At 45.9% G+C, this 18,170-nt stretch carries 16 protein-coding genes; all 16 read right to left on the bottom strand.

The features are described 5' to 3' along the window. Positions 1-107 precede the first annotated feature (107 nt). Positions 108-902: a TIGR00282 family metallophosphoesterase gene (locus tag CXK86_RS03285; RefSeq protein ID WP_101313441.1), complete on the bottom strand. Its 795-nt coding sequence runs from the start codon at positions 900-902 to the stop codon at positions 108-110. A 153-nt stretch (positions 903-1,055) separates the two neighbouring features. Next, positions 1,056-2,597, bottom strand: a complete 1,542-nt coding sequence (rny, locus tag CXK86_RS03280; RefSeq protein WP_036670418.1) for a ribonuclease Y — start codon at positions 2,595-2,597, stop codon at positions 1,056-1,058. A gap of 310 nt (positions 2,598-2,907) precedes the next feature. Next, entirely contained in the window at positions 2,908-3,645 is a 738-nt protein-coding gene (locus CXK86_RS03275; RefSeq protein WP_074094594.1) for a regulatory protein RecX, read from the bottom strand. Between the two features lie 283 nt (positions 3,646-3,928). Continuing rightward, positions 3,929-4,993 (bottom strand): recombinase RecA, encoded by a 1,065-nt coding sequence (recA, locus tag CXK86_RS03270; protein WP_036609261.1) that lies wholly within the window; start codon positions 4,991-4,993, stop codon positions 3,929-3,931. Between the two features lie 243 nt (positions 4,994-5,236). After that, positions 5,237-6,493 carry a competence/damage-inducible protein A gene (locus tag CXK86_RS03265; protein WP_076249792.1) on the bottom strand — a complete coding sequence of 419 codons (1,257 nt, stop codon included), beginning with the start codon at positions 6,491-6,493 and terminating at the stop codon, positions 5,237-5,239. A 107-nt stretch (positions 6,494-6,600) separates the two neighbouring features. After that, positions 6,601-7,188: a CDP-diacylglycerol--glycerol-3-phosphate 3-phosphatidyltransferase gene (gene pgsA / locus CXK86_RS03260; RefSeq protein WP_017689114.1), complete on the bottom strand. Its 588-nt coding sequence runs from the start codon at positions 7,186-7,188 to the stop codon at positions 6,601-6,603. Between the two features lie 319 nt (positions 7,189-7,507). Next, positions 7,508-7,999 carry a YajQ family cyclic di-GMP-binding protein gene (locus CXK86_RS03255; protein WP_036609266.1) on the bottom strand — a complete coding sequence of 164 codons (492 nt, stop codon included), beginning with the start codon at positions 7,997-7,999 and terminating at the stop codon, positions 7,508-7,510. Positions 8,000-8,154: 155 nt separating this feature from the next. Then, the gene (locus CXK86_RS31950; protein ID WP_167350848.1) at positions 8,155-8,319 is read right to left on the bottom strand and encodes a hypothetical protein; all 165 of its coding nucleotides are present in this window, start codon (positions 8,317-8,319) and stop codon (positions 8,155-8,157) included. A 73-nt stretch (positions 8,320-8,392) separates the two neighbouring features. Beyond that, the gene (locus tag CXK86_RS03250; RefSeq protein ID WP_076249793.1) at positions 8,393-9,439 is read right to left on the bottom strand and encodes a helix-turn-helix domain-containing protein; all 1,047 of its coding nucleotides are present in this window, start codon (positions 9,437-9,439) and stop codon (positions 8,393-8,395) included. Between the two features lie 66 nt (positions 9,440-9,505). After that, positions 9,506-10,273 carry a DUF3388 domain-containing protein gene (locus CXK86_RS03245; RefSeq protein WP_036609270.1) on the bottom strand — a complete coding sequence of 256 codons (768 nt, stop codon included), beginning with the start codon at positions 10,271-10,273 and terminating at the stop codon, positions 9,506-9,508. Positions 10,274-10,470: 197 nt separating this feature from the next. Then, entirely contained in the window at positions 10,471-10,734 is a 264-nt protein-coding gene (locus CXK86_RS03240) for a DUF3243 domain-containing protein (RefSeq protein WP_017689119.1), read from the bottom strand. Between the two features lie 165 nt (positions 10,735-10,899). Continuing rightward, the gene (gene ymfI, locus CXK86_RS03235; RefSeq protein ID WP_076249794.1) at positions 10,900-11,670 is read right to left on the bottom strand and encodes an elongation factor P 5-aminopentanone reductase; all 771 of its coding nucleotides are present in this window, start codon (positions 11,668-11,670) and stop codon (positions 10,900-10,902) included. Between the two features lies 1 nt (position 11,671). Next, positions 11,672-12,952, bottom strand: a complete 1,281-nt coding sequence (gene yfmH / locus CXK86_RS03230; RefSeq protein WP_076249795.1) for an EF-P 5-aminopentanol modification-associated protein YfmH — start codon at positions 12,950-12,952, stop codon at positions 11,672-11,674. Positions 12,953-12,955: 3 nt separating this feature from the next. Continuing rightward, positions 12,956-14,236, bottom strand: coding sequence for an EF-P 5-aminopentanol modification-associated protein YfmF (yfmF, locus tag CXK86_RS03225; RefSeq protein ID WP_076249796.1), 1,281 nt, complete (start codon positions 14,234-14,236; stop codon positions 12,956-12,958). A 126-nt stretch (positions 14,237-14,362) separates the two neighbouring features. After that, positions 14,363-15,190 (bottom strand): spore cortex-lytic enzyme, encoded by an 828-nt coding sequence (gene sleB / locus CXK86_RS03220; RefSeq protein ID WP_076249797.1) that lies wholly within the window; start codon positions 15,188-15,190, stop codon positions 14,363-14,365. A gap of 195 nt (positions 15,191-15,385) precedes the next feature. Then, the gene (locus CXK86_RS03215; RefSeq protein ID WP_076249798.1) at positions 15,386-18,124 is read right to left on the bottom strand and encodes an FtsK/SpoIIIE family DNA translocase; all 2,739 of its coding nucleotides are present in this window, start codon (positions 18,122-18,124) and stop codon (positions 15,386-15,388) included. Positions 18,125-18,170 lie beyond the last annotated feature (46 nt).

The following is an 18,170-nucleotide window of genomic DNA, read 5'->3' as shown; positions in this document are numbered from 1 at the left end:
TCCCTGGGAATGTTGAAAGTTTGTTTCCACTTACTAGATGTTATTCGCGGGAGGCAAAAAAATTCCTTCTTTTTAGACGGGTTTCCCTGCAAATTGGGACAATACCCCTATTCCATGCGCCACTCGTCCTCCATCAGACGAATTTTTTCGATGCGTGTTGCCGCACCTGTGGCTTCATCAATTCCAACAAAAACACCATGGAAGTGCCATTTGCCATCATCTACAACAAAACGTACAGGTAGCTGGGTGTAGAACTTACGCAGCACGGCCTCACGCTCCATGCCCAAAATGCCGTCACGAGGCCCTACCATGCCTGCATCCGTCAAGTAAGCTGTTCCTCCAGGCAAAATCCGATCATCATTACTCTGTACATGCGTATGTGTACCTACAACGAGAGACGCACGTCCATCCAGATGCCATCCCATGGCAATCTTTTCTGACGTTGCTTCAGCATGCATATCAACTAAAATACATTTATGGTCTTGGCGCAGCTCATCTACAATTTCATCAGCTACACGGAATGGACAATCCAGAGCAGGCAGGAACGTTCTTCCTTGAAGATTGACAATCGCCAGCTCTTTCCCTTCGCCTTTGACAACCGTGTACCCTCGTCCTGGTGTGCCTGGTGGAAAGTTCGCTGGACGAATCATGCGGGGCTCATCATCTATAAAATCAAAAATATCCTTATTGTCCCAAGTATGATTACCAAGTGTAATACCATGTACACCCCAGTTGAAAAACTCATTTGCGATTGCGCCGGTAATGCCGCGACCTGCTGCCGCATTTTCACCATTCACAATCACTACATGTGGCTTATACTTCGATTTCAGATACGGTAAATTTTCCTTTAATGCCTTACGTCCCACGTTGCCTACAATGTCACCAATAAACAAAACTTTCATTGATTACTGCCTCCTCAATTCCTGCAAAGTCCTCTTACTTCAAATGTTGAACCTTTGCAGGACTCTATCTCATGCTCCATGATGTGTAGTTGCCTTTAACAGGCTATCAACAGGAAAAGTGGCCCACTACTGCGGCCACTTTTCCGTAATGCTCTATTTTGCGTATTCAACCGCACGGGTTTCCCGGATGACGGTGACTTTGATGTGACCCGGATAGTCGAGTTCATTCTCAATCATCTTCGTGATGTCACGGGCTAAGCGGAATGCTTCAGCATCATCGATCTTCTCAGGCTGTACCATAACGCGAACTTCGCGTCCGGCCTGAATGGCGTACGATTTCTCGACACCTTCGAAGGATTCTGAGATTTCTTCCAGCTTCTCCAGTCGTTTGATATACGTTTCCAGCGTTTCGCGGCGTGCGCCTGGTCTTGCTGCGGAGAGCGCATCTGCTGCGCCAACCAACATGGCAATGACCGAAGTCGCTTCGCAATCTCCGTGATGGGACGCGATACTGTTGATTACAACCGGATGTTCTTTGTATTTCTTCGCCAGTTCCACGCCAATTTCGACGTGTGATCCTTCCACTTCGTGATCCAGCGCTTTACCGATGTCATGCAATAGACCTGCACGTCTTGCCAGAGTTACGTCTTCTCCCAGTTCGCCAGCCATCAGTCCAGCCAGATAAGCGACTTCCATGGAATGTTTCAAGACGTTCTGACCGTAACTTGTACGGAACTTCAACCGGCCCAAAATTTTGATCAGATCCGGATGCAGACCATGCACGCCCACTTCAAAGGTAGCTTGCTCACCGTATTCACGGATGCGCTCATCCACTTCTTTGCGGGATTTCTCAACCATCTCTTCAATCCGTGCCGGGTGAATACGTCCATCAGCCACCAGTTTCTCCAGGGCAGTACGGGCGATTTCACGGCGAATCGGGTCAAAGCCCGACAGAATAACAGCTTCTGGCGTATCATCGATAATGAGGTCAATCCCTGTAAGGGTTTCAAGCGCACGGATGTTACGTCCTTCACGACCGATAATCCGGCCTTTCATTTCTTCATTTGGCAGGGTAACAACAGATACCGTTGTTTCCGCTACGTGGTCAGCCGCACAACGTTGGATGGCGAGTGTAATAATCTCGCGGGACTTTTTGTCCGCTTCTTCCTTCGCTTGTTGTTCAATGTCCTTGATCATTTGAGCCGTCTCATGACGAACTTCCTGTTCTACGTTGGACAGTATGATACTGCGTGCGTCTTCCATGGTGAGGTTGGATATACGTTCCAACTCTGTCACCTGGTTTTTGTAAATCATTTCGATCTGCTGCTGAGTCTCATCAATTCGTTTCTCTTTGTTAGCCACTTGCTCTTCTTTACGTTCGAGTGATTCCAATTTTTTATCCAGCGACTCTTCTTTTTGCAACAATCGTCTTTCTTGTCGTTGAATTTCATTCCGACGTTCACGAGTGTCTTTTTCAGCTTCAGCGCGAATGCGATGGATTTCATCCTTCGCCTCCAGCACCGTTTCTTTCTTCAGTGCTTCTGCCTCTTTCTTCGCGTTCTCCACGATTTGTACGGCAGCTTGTTCCGCACTAGAGATTTTAGCCTCTGCAAGAGATTTGCGAATAAAATATCCTACTCCGAACCCAATGAATAGCGCGGCTGCAACGAGAGCGATCGTGATTGCAATTTCCATACTGTTCACCTCCTCGTTGGTTCCTCCAAGGCATTCCTTGGGTCAATTTGCAGTTTTCAAACCTTACATATGTTTGGGAATAACGAATACTCACGGCGATCCCCCGCCGATTTTCATTTCACATGTACATGTTTCCACGTACTATTCACTGTTTCCAGCGAACCCATAATTAAGAATGGTATAAATCTTAAGAAACCGAAACCGCTTTTTTGGAAGGAAAAAGGGTTGTCCATTTCTTACAGACTCATGTCCATTTTAGTATTTGACGAAAGAAATTGTCAAGAGAATGCAGTATAGAGACTCTAGTCTGCTAATCCCATAACAACGCTTCGTCATCTTCAGGGTCCCCAGCCTCATCTTCTTCAATTAAACAATTCACGACCCGGCGCACCATATCCATTGAAAAACCACGTCTCATTAGGAAGGGAAGCGTTTTATTTTTCTTCTCTTTGACGTCCCCTTTGACCTGATTCCATTTTTTTCGTCCAGCACTCAAAGCAGTCTCAAATTCCGCATCTGTACTTATCCCTTCTAGTGCCTCAACAATGAGATCATTGGCAATGCCCTTTTGACGCAGCTCTTGCCTTATCCACAGTTTTCCCTTCCGCTTGCCCTCCATACGCTGTCTTGTCCATTCCTTCGCAAATAGATCGTCATCCACCAGGTTCTCCCGCTCAAGCCGATCCAGCGCCTCTTCAATCAAAGGTGCAGCAAACTCCTTCTGACGAAGTTTCTGACTTAATTCATGGCGCGTACGTGGCTTATGCTCCAAAAAACGCAGAGACTGTGCATACGTCCGCTGTCGCTCATCAGCTAGAATGATATCTTCCAGATCCTTCTTCATAAACGTATTACCTTGAGTCATCCTGTATTTAATCATCACATCTTCAAGAACCGTAATGGAGTGGATGCCAAAAGTGATTCGATAACGAGCTTGCCTGCTCTTCGTTCGTTCTACACGTGTAATAATAAGTTCTTCGTTGTCCGGAAATTGGGATAGGCCGTCCTGTTCTGCTTCTTCATATAAATCCTCGTCATGTTGATCCATTCTGGTCTCCCCTTTCATAACATTTTCATTCTGACTACGCCAAGCACATCTTCACATAAGACAAAAGAACACCAATAATACAAAAGACCGGGAACTCTGCCCGGCCTTTACTCCACAGTTAGCGTGCTAACAGCCCCTGTCCATTGGGACAGGGGCTGTTAGACAGCACGAGTACTCCCACTACAATCCATTATCCAGATTGATCCAAGCTCAATCAGATAAGTTTACGGAGTCCAGTGGGGAACACCCTCAGGGTCCTCCCTACAAGAGAGGTTTTGAGAGATTACTCGTTGATTTCAAACAATTCTTGTTCTTCTGCTGCTTCTTTTTGTTGCTCTTCACTCGTTGGCGCAGGAACTGCAGTAACCAAGTTACTGGCTACACGAATTTTTTGTTCAATGATGTCAGCAATATCTTTATGCTCTTTCATGAACTGCTTTGCGTTCTCACGGCCTTGTCCTAAACGCTCGCCTTCGTAGGAGTACCAAGCACCACTTTTATTAACGATGTCCAGCTCTGTACCAATGTCAATGATACTGCCTTCTCTCGAAATACCCTCGCCATACATGATATCCACTTCCGCTTGTTTAAACGGAGGTGCCACTTTGTTTTTCACAACTTTAATACGAGTACGGTTACCAATCATGTCATTGCCTGATTTGATACTCTCAATACGACGCACATCCAGACGTACTGTGGAATAAAACTTCAGAGCACGACCACCAGGTGTTGTTTCCGGGTTACCAAACATAACGCCGACTTTCTCACGAAGCTGGTTAATGAAAATTGCGATTGTTTTGGATTTGCTGATTGCACCAGACAGTTTACGCAGCGCCTGAGACATCAAACGCGCTTGCAAACCAACGTGTGAATCGCCCATTTCGCCTTCAATCTCTGCTTTTGGAACCAATGCGGCTACAGAGTCAATAACGACGATATCTACTGCACCACTGCGTACAAGAGCTTCTGCAATTTCCAGCCCTTGCTCACCCGTATCTGGCTGAGACAGAAGCAATTCATCAATATTAACACCAAGTTTGCTTGCGTACTGTGGGTCAAGAGCATGCTCGGCATCGATAAATGCAGCTTGTCCACCCGCTCTTTGTACTTCAGCGATAGCATGCAATGCTACGGTTGTTTTACCAGAAGATTCAGGTCCATATATTTCAACAATACGGCCTTTAGGCAAGCCGCCTGTTCCTAATGCAATATCCAAAGCCAAGGAACCGCTGGGAATAATTTCCACATTCATATGAGTGGACTCACCCAGTTTCATGATGGATCCTTTACCAAATTGCTTCTCTATTTGACGGAGCGCCATATCAAGCGCGGCACGACGGTCTGACAATAAGCTCACACCCTTTACTGTTTATAAGATAATGATACCTTGTTTTAACACGTTTGCCAAGCTTTTTTTCGAACATACATTCGTTTTTTTTGTAAAGGCCGAGGCGCCTCTTCCTCAAGGAAACTTTCCATTAAACAGAAAAAAGAACCGTAAACAAGGCTGTAAAGCCTAATTCTACGGTTCTTCCGTCTTCCTTAATTATACTTGCTTGGAACTGTAAATGCAATCGAAGCTATTAACTAATCAATCCATCGCCACAAGTTTTTGCCATAAGCGATAGAGAATCGCTTTGGCTGAACGAATGCGAACCGTCTCGCGATTACCATTAATACGCAGCTCATGAATTTCCGTCTCTTTTCCACGTTCAGCAAGAGCGATGAAGACAAGTCCGGGTGGTTTGCGTTCCGAATATCCCGGTCCAGCTACACCGGTAACAGCCAAGCCAAAATCAGCATCGCCAATCATGCGAATCTGCTCAGCAAGCACTTTTGCAACCTCAGGACTTACCGCCCCAGGTGCATCTTCACCTTCCAGATAATCATGAGGCACATTCAGCAGCTTTTCTTTAATTTCATTGGAGTAACAAACAATTCCACCTTTGAGCATTGACGCACTTCCGGGTATAGAGGTCAGACTTTGCATGACAAGCCCTCCTGTACAGCTCTCAGCAGCGCTGAGCGTCAGCCCCATGTCAGACATCATGGTTACAATCGTGTACTCTATAGGCACATCCTCGTTCGCGTAGAGATGTTCTGTCAAACGCTCCCGAATCTGAACCTCCATCGCATCCAGCTTCAGCTTCGCCTCTCCCTCACTCGCAGCCTTTGTGGAGACGCGTACCGTAACTTCGCCTTCGCTCGCGTAAGGAGCAATCGTAGGGTCTGTCTGCGCGTCAATCAGATCCAGAAGTCGATCTTCCAGAGCAGATTCACCAATACCTGCGAATTTGAGCATTCGGGAATAGATCGGCATCTCTTCTGTGAGTACATGCTGGAACAGCCAAGGTTTGACTTCCTGTTCAAACATTGGAATCAACTCTTTAGGTGGTCCAGGCATCACAACATAATATTTGTCATTGTCAGAAATCGCATTTCCTGCCGCAAGGCCCGTTTCATTGGCCAGAGGTGTTCCGCCATCAATAACGATCGCCTGACGTCGGTTATTCTCTGTCATATCCACATTACGATCTCTGAAAAAGCTCTCAATTTTGTCCATTGCCATTCGATCTGTATGCAGTTTCCGGTTAAGAACAGCTGCGAGCGCATCCTTGGTCAGATCATCTTGGGTAGGTCCGATGCCACCGGAAAATAAAATAACGTCTGCACGGCTCTGCGCAATGCGAATAGCTTCACTAAGTCGGTTCAGGTTATCCCCAACCACCGTTTGGAAATATACATCGATCCCCATCGCAGCCAATTCACGGGATAGGTATCTGGCATTGGTATTGACGATTTGTCCAAGCAGTAGCTCTGTGCCAACTGCAATGATTTCTGCCTTCATTGAGCATCCTCCTGTACACGTGGTGAGTGATCAAAGGGCAATAGGATAATTTCCTATTGCCCCTGACCCAATGCTTCCTTCATGATTACCCATTTAAGAACAAACCATTATGCTTTTGTTAAATGAAGCAAATTTTTGTTTTTGATAAAGTAATCGATACCCGACCAGATGGTAATAAGCGCTGCTGCCCATACCGCGATAATATCGACGTGAATACCCGTGTATGAAAACGGGAAATTGTTCAACAGCAACAGCACAATCGCCACAATCTGCACTACAGTCTTCAGCTTGCCCCAAGCACTAGCGGCAACAACCGAACCATCCAGCAATGCAATTTGACGCAAGCCGGTAACTGCGAATTCACGACTAATAATCACAACTGCAATCCAGGAATCCAGCTTGCCCATCTCCACAAGCGAGATCAAAACTGCAGTAACCAGCAACTTGTCTGCGAGTGGATCGAGCAGTTTCCCCAGATTGGTAACCATGTTATTTTTCCGCGCAAGGTATCCGTCAATTCCATCTGTGCTTGCGGCGATGATAAAAATAACAGCAGCAATCAGTTGATTATACGGAAGCGACAAGCTTCCAAGCTGCAACGGCTCTGGATAAAATGGAAAATCCACGAGCAGGAACACCATCAAAAAAGGGATTAAGCAAATTCGTGCAAGCGTAATCCGGTTGGGTAAATTCACAAGACGCCCTCCCTCATATCCTCCATTACTCCAAACAATCATCATAATCCCGTTATCATCATCCGGAACATGAAATGTACAGTTTCAATGTCAATCCATATTAACATGATCCCACTATGTAGAAACGCAAAAAATAAAGTCAACCGCTCAAAAGCAAAACGCTTTAAACGTTCCGGTGACTTCCAGAAGATGTACTGCTTTTCACAAAGTCAGCAAACGATGAGGACTGGACTTGATGCTTGACTGCCAGCAATGCACACTTAGTATAATATACGCCCAATACCGTGTCAAAAAACACTTTTGCTACAAAAAGGCCTTATTACTTGAAATTTGTATATTGCAAATCCAGAGGCAGGTTAGCACCATTTAGCAACTGCATGACAGCTTGCAAATCATTTTTACTCTTACCAGTTACCCGAAGTTGATCTCCCTGAATCTGACTCTTCACCTTCATCTTGGAGTCCCGAATCAGGATATTGATTTTCTTGGCGATGTCCTGATCAATCCCCTGTTTAAAATTCAAACGCTGGCGGACTGTACCAGAAGACGCTGGCTCTACCTTTGCGTAATCAATGTTTTTCAATGGTAGACCACGCTTCGCCATTTTGGATTGCAGCACTTCAATGACAGCCTTGAGTTTGGTCTCATCATCAGATACGATCGTTAACGCATCCTTATCCAGTTTCAGGCTGCTCTTGCTGCCCTTGAAGTCATAACGAGCGCCAATTTCTTTCTCGGTTTGTGTAACGGCATTTGTCAGTTCTTGCAAGTCCATTTTGGACACGATATCAAATGAATTTTCTGAGCTCAAACCAGTCACCCTTTCAGTTAATCGTATGTTCTGTAACATTATAGAGGATACCTTAAGCAAAAGTCTAATTTCAAGCTGTTTTACACAAAGAAAAAAGCATTTTTGGCTTCCACTTCAAGTGGCTGCCAAAAATGCTCGCTGGTTTAGCTTCCAACCTAATAGCGGCTGCGGTTGGGCTGTCTGAACATATCGAGCACACCCAAAAGTACATGTGCAAGTCCAAAACCCAATATTCCGTAACCCCAAGCACTTGGAGTCAGGTAATAACCCAGGAGGCTGACAATGATCCCTAAACCTGTTACGATCCAGCTGACTGTCACAGCCATCCACCTCACTTCACCAAAAGTTAACTGCAAGTTAAGACACGATTATTGTCTCCTGCAGTTGACCCGGTTATTCGCTACCCGTGGTACCTCCTGTACCATCCGTTGATCCATTTTCAACACCTGTGGAAGTAGTACCACTACTGTCTTCACCAAGCTTCAAACGGATCCGATTGGTCGCCTTGCCATCCGTTACAACTTGCCCGCCAACTTCAATCGTGGTCGCTGCAGCGTAACCAGACTTAATATACATGCCTACACTATCCAACTCAAAGGTATAGCTGTCACCTTCGGCTGTGTTACCATACTCCAACTTCTCTCCACTGGAGTTTTCGCCTTTATACACTTCCAGCCAGCTATTACCTGTTGCTTTGATCGTAACCGTTACAGGTTGCCCTGCACTACCGTTAACTTTAAAGTTCGTAATATTCCCTGATTTCCCATCTTCTGCAACAGTCACATTAGACGGTGAATTGTCAGTTGGTTTTTCCTCAGTTTCATCCGTCTGTCCGTCCGTTTGGCCATCAGTTTGACCGTCCGTCTGTCCTTCCGTGTCTGTACCGCCACCGTTACCGCCAGCGTCGCCCTCACCAGTACCGTCAGTACCTGAGTCTGTCGCAGGCGGATTAGATGCCTGTCCGTTGTCGGCAGGTTGATCCGGTTTGTCCTCAGGCTGTTGTTGACTGTCTGTAATTTTGACCTGATCAAGACCCGGATTATCTGATTCATCACCATTGTTATACACCACGTATACATACAACAGTACTACGATCAAAACAGGGAATGTCCACATCAACGCGACAGACATCCACCGATTACTACGCTCAACCGGACGGCTGGAACGCTTCTGAATAACCGGTTCCATCGTTGCTTCCGTCTCTTCTTCGGGTACGTCTTTTTTGTGTCCCTCCAGCAGCTCATCAGGGTTCAGTCCCACGGTCTCCGCATAGGTTTTGATGAAAGCACGCACATAGAAGCTACCCGGCAGCACTTTATAGTCTCCTGCTTCTATGGCCTCCAGATACCTCTTGCGAATTTTTGTCATTTCCTGTACATCGTCAAGACTCATCCCTTTTTGCAGCCGGGCCTCCCTTAACTGCTGACCCAGTTCAGACATGCCATCTCCTCCTTATGTTTATCTCTTGAGTTGTTGCTAATCTATTCCATGATTCCGTACGGTTCCTTACAATTCATCGGTGTAGCTAGCCGTAAACGTATCATAAATAATCTCTTCATTGGGAATGTTACGCAATTCAATAATAATATCAAAATCATTAAAATCATATTCGGATTCCTGTACAAAAATATCCGGATGTTCAATAACTTTGGTGCTAGGCATGGACATAATATCCTGCAACAGGTTGTAATGCCGCTCACTGGAACGAATCGTACTTACAATTCCGTCAATGATGAAGACATTGTTTGGGTTCAATTCGTCTTCGGACATTTGACTCCTTATCGTCTGACGAAGAAGTGTGGAGGAAACAAACGTCCATCGCTTCATTGCACATACGCTGCCCGCAATAATAGACTCCGTTTTGCCAACACGAGGCATTCCGCGCAAACCGATGACCTGATTGCCTTCCCTCTTAAATACTTCACCCAAAAAGTCCACAAGTAACCCAAGTTCATCTCGTGTGAAACGAAATGTCTTGCGATCATCCGAGTCACGGTCAATGTATCTGCCATGACGTACGGCCAAAATATCCACCAATTTAGGTTGCCGCAAAGCCGATACGGTGATGCTGTTTACTTTGCCAAGCATTTCACCAAGCAAACGGATTTTTTCATCATCATCCGATTCAAGCAACATGCCTCGAGTTTTGCCTTCAACACCGTTAATGGTCAATATATTCACTTCAAGCATCCCCAGCATAGAGGCAATATCGCCTAACAAACCGGGCCTGTTCTTATGTATTTTATATTCCATGTACCATTGTTTAGATTCCATTTCAACACCCCGTAATGCATTATTCCCCATTATTCGACAGCAACAGAACATATCCACTGGACAACAATCTGAGACATCTTCTAAAAATGGGTCACGTTAATGATATATAAAATGAAAATGAATTACAAGAACAGCTCTGTAATCCGTTTGTAATCATTAGAGAAAAGCCCCCTTGCGGGAGCTCTTCATCTGTAATCTTATGCGTTTTGTTTGGCCAATTTGACCATCAGGCACGCAATCGTACGACGCTCATCAGCATCGCCGACATCCCATAACTCTTTCAATGCCCGGTTGGAATGGTTCGCCGGATCGACTTTCTCATCAAGGAAGTCGCCGATTTCATACGCAAGTTTGTTGATGGTTTCTTCACTCATCCCCATCTTCTCTGCTTGCAGTACGCGGTCACCCAGGAACTTCTTCCATGTGTCAAAACTGGAGAGCACTGTTTTTTCTGTTGACATGATAAATCCTCCTTAGATGACGCATGAGATTTAAAATCAACAGTTGTAATATGTGCTTTCGAGGCATTTTATATACGAGCATTTTGAAAATAATCCGGAAAGACGACTGCTTCTCAGCAACCTTCACCTGGTTCGTTCACAGCCAGTCAAGTTTTCTTGCTTTTTTTACGTTAACCAACCGCCATTTGGACTGATGATCTGCCCATTGATATAACCCGATTCAGGGAGGGCCAAAAAATAAACCAATGATGAGATTTCATCAGGTTGAGCAAGTCTTCCTGCCGGAATTTCCTCTTCCAGCATCTTCAGTTCACTCTGATCCAGATGGTTCAGCATGGATGTTTGAACGGCACCAGGAGCAACGGCATTTACGGTTACTCCGGAAGGTGCGAGTTCTTTCGCAAGCGCTTTGGTGAATGCATTCACCCCACCTTTGGTTGTGGAATACAGCACCTCACAAGAAGCACCAGACAGTCCCCAGATCGACGATACATTAATGATCCGTCCGTACCTTTGGGAGATCATGTGAGGCATCATTTCCTGTGTACACATAAACGTGCCTTTGAGGTTAATCGCCATCACTTCATCCCAGATCTCCTCTGTAACATCAGACAACATCCCATAGTGCGAGATTCCTGCATTGTTCACAAGGATATCTGGCATGAGATTGTGCGACTCCAGCTTCTCACGCATACGCTCAATCTGTTCCCGGCTGCGAAGATCCGCAGACACGGTCATGATTTTTCCACTGCCTTGTTCCATGCACCGTCTGGCGGCTTCATTCGCTGCTTCATGCGATCTCATATAGTGTATAACAACATTCATTCCCACTCTGGCAAAGCGTTCTGCGATAGCCGCTCCGATGCCACCGCTTGCGCCAGTTACCAGTACAGTCATTTCCCCGATTGCCTTCAATTGTCCCGTTCCCCTCTCCATATCACGGACTCACGACTAGCGATACAGCCAGATGATCCCACCGAATATGCTCTCTCAGTCTGAGATTTACATCTTCCAGTGTAATCGATTCATAGAGCGGCAGCATATTGAAAAAATCACCGCCACGGAATTGCTGACGTGTAAATTCATGCGCAATGTTCTCCGGAGAATTGAGCATACGCAAATATCCGCCTATTTTCTTTTTGCGTGCACGTTCAAAATCCGTGGATTCGAACCCTTTTTCTACAATGGCATCCACTTCTTCACGTATACGCGCGAGCAGTTGATCCGGGTCTTTTGTATCACCACCAATGGCTGAAAAAGCATATTGCGGCGAACTGTTATACTCATGTCCAAAGCTGTCCGAGATCAGATCTTCATCGTAGAGCTTCTGAAATAATCGTGTGCTTGAGCCAAACAAAAGGTCCATCATCAGCTGCGTTGTCATATCTCGCCGTAACAATTGTTCCCCGGTAAGTCCAACGTCCGTCTCCTTGAATCCAAACAGACATTTGGGCAGTGAAACAGCCAGTTTCGCTTCCCGTCTGGCTTCTCCTACCTGCTCAGGCTCCGGTTCGAAGAAACGTTGAATGCTCCCCTGTGGCTTATAATCCTTCTGCTCCTGGTTCGATCGAACCATATCAATGACTTCTTGTGGATCTACACCACCCACCACAAACAAGAGCATATTACTCGGGTGATAGAAGGTGTTATAACACTCATATAACATCTCTTTGGTAATCGTACGGATGGATTCCACCGTTCCTGCAATATCGATATGCACCGGATGTTTCTGATACATGGCTTCGATCAATCCAAAATAAACACGCCAATCCGGATTATCAGCATACATGTCAATTTCCTGTCCAATAATGCCTTTTTCCTTTTCCACATTTTGATCCGTGAAGTAAGGATTTTGCACAAAGTTGACTAATGTTTGTATATTTTCATTCACATATTCAGTCGCTGAAAACAAATAAACCGTCTGATCAAAGCTCGTAAACGCATTAGCTGAGGCACCGTGAGACGCAAATGTTGCAAAAATATCGCCTGTTGGTTCTTCAAACATTTTATGCTCCAGGAAATGAGCAATCCCATCCGGGACCTTCACTTCTTCCTGCCCCTCAACCTGAAAATGATTATCCACCGATCCATACTTGGTTGCAAACGTAGCATACGTTTTCTGGAACCCCGGTTTAGGCAAAATATAGACATGCAGTCCGTTATCCATTACTTCGTAATATAGTGTCTCCTGCAAATGCTCATACCGAATGCTCTCCACCGATTATTCCTCCTTCTCGTCCCGCAAGAAATAAATCGTATCCAGACGGAATTGTTCTGCCGCCTCACGTACATCTTCCTTGCTAATATGTTCTACCTGAGCCAACAGTTCTTCAGCCGTTCTTTCTTTACCAGACAACTGTCGATTGAAGTCATAAGCGATCATCTCAAAAGCAGAATCCTGCATTTCCTTAAGCAGGTTACGGATCATTGCTTTGGTCTGAGACATTTCCAGATCACTGATTGTACCGCTTTTCATTTCTTCCAGCTGCTGCTTGATAATGGTGACAGCCTTCTCATAATTAGGGATTTCAATCCCGGATTGAATCGTTGCAATGCCCTTATGTCCGTCATATCGCGATGACGCGTAATACGCCAGGCTTTCTTTTTCACGAACATTGACAAACAGTTTGGAATGAGGATAACCACCGAGAATCCCGTTGTACATTAGTGCTGCGGCATACTGTGGATCTCCATAAGTGATAGATGTACGGAGTCCCATATTGAGTTTTCCCTGACTCACATTCAGTCGCTCAACAACAGTCTCCACTTCCTTATCTCCTCGAACCGCTGCCTGTGTCTGGTAATCAGAGGAGGACGTTCGATCTACATTGAAATGACGCTGAACAAGGTTCTCGACCTCCTCCAGTGTCGTATCCCCTACCACGTACAGATCCATACTCGCCTGCTGCAGCCACTCCTGATAAGACGCAGTCAGTGTGTCGGGCTCAATCCCAGGCAGATCCTTTCGCTCACCCAATGGATGAAGACGGTATGGCTCGTTCTTGCACATTTCCTCGATACTGCGTTCAGCAGCATAGCGCATTTTATCATTCACGATGGACTCCAGCTTTTTACGAACAGTCTCTCGCTCTGCTTGTACATAAGACGTCCTGAAATGTCCATTCTCCTGTGCAGGTCGGGTAAGAACCTCTCCAAGGAAGGCAAATGAACGATCGAGTAGCTGCTCATCGCCTCCAACAAAGGAATCATTAATGGTATCCATTCGGAACTGTACAATCTGGTAATCCCCGCGTTTATAAACGTCAAAACCAAAACCTGCTCCATACAGATGCTCCAGTTGCTCACGGAATTGCGTTGTTTCCGGATAGGTCTCCGTGCCGCGTCGCAGAACAAAAGGTGTCAGTGCTACTTTGGTTACTGTATCTTCCCGTAAGGGAACTCCTGCATATAACGATATAGCAAACGTTTTAAAACGTTTAGTGGGAAGCACATGTATACGAAACTGTCTCTTGCTACCTCGTTCGAATCCTGATGTATTCAAATGTCAAAACCCCTTTACGGCGTCATTTATCATGCAATCGTATTAAGCTAAACGTAACAACCATTTTAACCCATTCAAAAGGCAAGAAGCAACCGAAGTCACGCCTTCTGGTTGCTTCCAACATCATCACATACAAAAGATATGCTGTCCGATTGTTTTCACTTGTGGGCGGGTCCAGATCCATTTGGATGTTGCTGTCTTCGGGTTAAAATAATAGAGACATCCACCGGACGGATCCCATCCATTCAGGGCCTGCTCAACTGCCTTTTTGGCTTGTGCGTTTGGTTCCAAATAGATCTGTCCGTCCGCTACAGCCGTAAATGCACCTGGTTGAAAGATCACGCCTGAAGGCGTATTAGGAAAGCTTGGTGATTTCACGCGATTCATTATTACTGCCGCTACTGCGACTTGACCTTCAAACGGTTCACCCCGGGCTTCACCATATACAGCGTTAGCCATAATCTTGAGTTCATTCTCTGAGAGACCAAGGGCATTGGCAGATCCCATATTGTCTTGCTCTTTATCTGCCGTATTGTTGCTACCTCCACCTCCACCTGAGGATTCCTTGTGTAGCGGCGGCTCTGTTGGCGACCATTTGGTTGACGCATTGTACAGCTTGAGCTTGGTCTCAGCTCCAACCACACCATCTGCCTTCATGCCAAACTCGGATTGAAACCATTTGACGGATTTCAGTGTGCTGTTGCCAAAATTACTGTCGATTTTACCATTGTAAAATCCCAGGTACTTCAGACGCCCCTGAAGCTCATATACATCCTGACCGTAACTTCCATATTTCACAGCGTTGCTGCTGAAAGTAGGCAAGGCTTTCTCTTCATCTTGTGATGTGCTTTGATTCGAACTTTCGGTTGCTGCATTCTCAGGAAGCAAATAACGGATTCCCAATGCGGACATCAGCAAAATAGCAGTGAAAAGCCATATGTTCATTTTTCGCATCGACTGTGCTCTACCTTTCTCTTGTGGGATTAACAGAATCGCTAAGGTTATTATGACAAGCCTGCTTGCTTCCTATGCACCAAATCATCCGATCATTGGACATCATGGTAAAACTTCAGTCAAATTGTATGAAAAAAGCCCCCAACCATTAAGGTTGAGGGCTCGAATCGCCTGAATATTCATGTGCATTACAAGCTACGAGCTTATTTTGTTTTGTTGGTACTCTTCAAGCGAGACCAACACTTCCCGTGGTTTGCTACCCTCGTAAGGACCAATCACGCCCCGGGATTCCATGGAGTCAATCAAACGTGCGGCACGGGTGTATCCTACTCGCATTCGACGTTGTAGCAGAGAAACAGACGCTTGCTTGGCCTCCAGAATAATCTGTACTGCCTTTTCGTATAACTCGTCCTGTACTTCATCTTCAGCCTGGATAGAGTCGTCCACCTCAGGTACAAGGGACTCATCATACTGTGCTTCACCTTGACCACGTACATAATTCACAATATTTTCCACTTCTTCATCACTCATAAAAGCACCTTGTACACGAACCGGTTTCGATGCGCCCATTGGCATGAATAACATGTCTCCGCGACCCAACAGTTTCTCGGCCCCACCCATATCCAGAATGGTTCGAGAGTCCACCTGTGAGGATACACCGAAGGCGATACGAGAAGGTATGTTGGCTTTGATTACGCCAGTAATAACATCCACAGAAGGCCGCTGTGTAGCAATAATCAGATGGATACCGGCTGCACGAGCCATCTGGGCAAGCCGCGCAATCGCATCTTCAACATCTCCGGCTGCAACCATCATGAGATCTGCAAGCTCATCCACAATGACAACAATATAAGGCAGAACAGCCGCAGGATTATCTTTCATCAGATTATTGTAACCTTCAACGTTACGAGTGCCTGATTTGGAGAACAGTTCATATCGTTTCTCCATCTCAACCACAATCTTTTTGAGAGCAAGTGACGCTCTCTTAGGATCAGTTACTACCGGTGCCAGCAAATGGGGAATCCCGTTATATACGTTCAACTCAACCATCTTGGGATCGACCATCAGGAACTTCACTTCATCCGGCTTGGCTTTGTACAATATGCTGGTAATAATTCCGTTAATACACACCGACTTACCGGAACCTGTAGCACCCGCAACCAACAAATGGGGCATACGAGCCAAGTTACCAATAATCGTCTGTCCCGAGATATCTCGGCCAAATGCAATGGTCACTTTGGATTCTGCCTCCTGGAACGTTGCTGTCTCCATTACTTCACGCATCGTTACAACCGATACTTCACCATTAGGTACTTCGATACCAATAGCAGACTTTCCGGGAATCGGTGCTTCCATCCGAATATCTTTTGCCGCCAGAGCCAACGCGATATCATCAGTTAGGCTGACAATTCTGCTGACCTTGACACCAATGTCAGGTTGAATTTCATATCTTGTAACGGCAGGACCACGAACCACTTCAAGTACTTTGGCACGAACACCGAAGCTTTCCAGTGTGGCTTCCAGCTTACGTGCTGTTTGCATATAATCCTTCTGGTCACCCGCCTTGCCCCCATTGTTTGGCTTGGCAAGTAGACGGAATGATGGTAGCTTGTACGGCTTAGGAGGTGGCGGTGGTGGTTTCACCGGTTGTGTGTCCTGCCCTTCAGGAGTTGGAGTATCTGTTCCCTGCATTGCATCATTAGGTACTTCTTCTCCACTCTGAATCTCATCCACAGCATTCATCCCGTTTGTACCTGCATCGGATGCAGACCACTCTGTCTCTACCAGTTCATCCGTTATTTTAATGGTATGCTCGCCCTGTTGTACTACGTTTGGATCGGCCAGATTATCCGGGAAAGGATAAGCATCGTCCAGATCATCTTCAATGCTTGCCTCTTCTGTTCTGACATGCTCAAAAAAGTCTCGAATGATCGGCGCTGAGTTAGGTTTAGCCTGAACAGGAACACGTGATGAAGCTGATTTGTTAGTTACGTCTTCGGTTGCATCCTGCCACGCCTCTAGATTGTGATCTTGTTCGGCGCGGTACACAATCTGTTCTGTTTCTGCCGAATCGACCTCATCCATTTCACGTCCTGATGTCGCCTGTTCCCGTTTAGCTCCCCATTTCCCAAAAAGTTGGAAGAATATGGGCGAGTTTCGTTTTGGTAGATGCTGTTCCTCTAATTCATCCTCATACTCGTCTTCGTCATCTTCAACAGGAACAGGTACCACTTTACGGGCGTTACCTTTCTTTCTGGCATCAGAAGTTGAAGCAGAACGTGCAGAGGGTCTCGACTCCAGCTTTTTGTACATCGAACTCCCGGCATCCCAAATCTTTGTTCGGAATATTCGTATCAAATCCACATAAGATAGACTCGTAATCAGCATAAAACTGATGATAAACATGACAATCATGATGAGTCTCGCCCCAAGACTGCCGAACAGCCACAGGAAAAGAGCAAATTGCCCAGCTCCGAGATAACCACCGCTGATGTCCTTGTTAAGCATGGAGTCCCTCTCACCTGGTACAGCAGGGGTTAGCAACTCGGTTTGCATATCATTATGTACCTGCGTAATCACAGCACCAGGCTCAAGCGCACCAACCGGAATGAGCTTCTGGTGCATTGCAGAGACAGTACTCATCAAGGTTAAGGCAAAGACCAGCAAAACAAGTCCTGTCTTGCGTGTGGTCCAACCACTCGGCCATTTCCGGTGAATCATCACCATGAGACCATAATAAATACCAACAAGTGGAATCGCAAAATAAAACTTACCAAGCATCAGTCCGAACATCTTGGAAAGCGAACGTCCAACGGTGGCTTCACCCGATAATGCTATGACAGCAAGGGTAATAAGCACAATCCCGTAAATTTCATATTTTAAAACGCCACTAAAACCAGCGCCCTTTTTTTTCCTCTTTTTTCTTCTGGCCAAAATCAGGTCACCCCCAGAAGAATATTATACCATACAAATATAATCC

The sequence above is a fragment of the Paenibacillus sp. BGI2013 genome, from assembly GCF_002843485.1.
Lineage (GTDB): Bacteria > Bacillota > Bacilli > Paenibacillales > Paenibacillaceae > Paenibacillus > Paenibacillus amylolyticus.
The sequence above is the reverse complement of the archived record's forward strand: the minus strand, read 5'-3'. Positions and strand labels throughout refer to the sequence as shown.

Coding starts and splice junctions, on each gene's coding strand:
- CXK86_RS03285 (WP_101313441.1), bottom strand. CDS start 902: ATGAAAGTTTTGTTTATTGGTGACATTGTAGGCAACGTGGGACGTAAG.
- rny (WP_036670418.1), bottom strand. CDS start 2,597: ATGGAAATTGCAATCACGATCGCTCTCGTTGCAGCCGCGCTATTCATT.
- CXK86_RS03275 (WP_074094594.1), bottom strand. CDS start 3,645: ATGGATCAACATGACGAGGATTTATATGAAGAAGCAGAACAGGACGGC.
- CXK86_RS03265 (WP_076249792.1), bottom strand. CDS start 6,493: ATGAAGGCAGAAATCATTGCAGTTGGCACAGAGCTACTGCTTGGACAA.
- CXK86_RS03250 (WP_076249793.1), bottom strand. CDS start 9,439: ATGTCTGAACTGGGTCAGCAGTTAAGGGAGGCCCGGCTGCAAAAAGGG.
- CXK86_RS03245 (WP_036609270.1), bottom strand. CDS start 10,273: ATGGAATCTAAACAATGGTACATGGAATATAAAATACATAAGAACAGG.
- CXK86_RS03240 (WP_017689119.1), bottom strand. CDS start 10,734: ATGTCAACAGAAAAAACAGTGCTCTCCAGTTTTGACACATGGAAGAAG.
- ymfI (WP_076249794.1), bottom strand. CDS start 11,670: ATGGAGAGGGGAACGGGACAATTGAAGGCAATCGGGGAAATGACTGTA.
- sleB (WP_076249797.1), bottom strand. CDS start 15,190: ATGCGAAAAATGAACATATGGCTTTTCACTGCTATTTTGCTGATGTCC.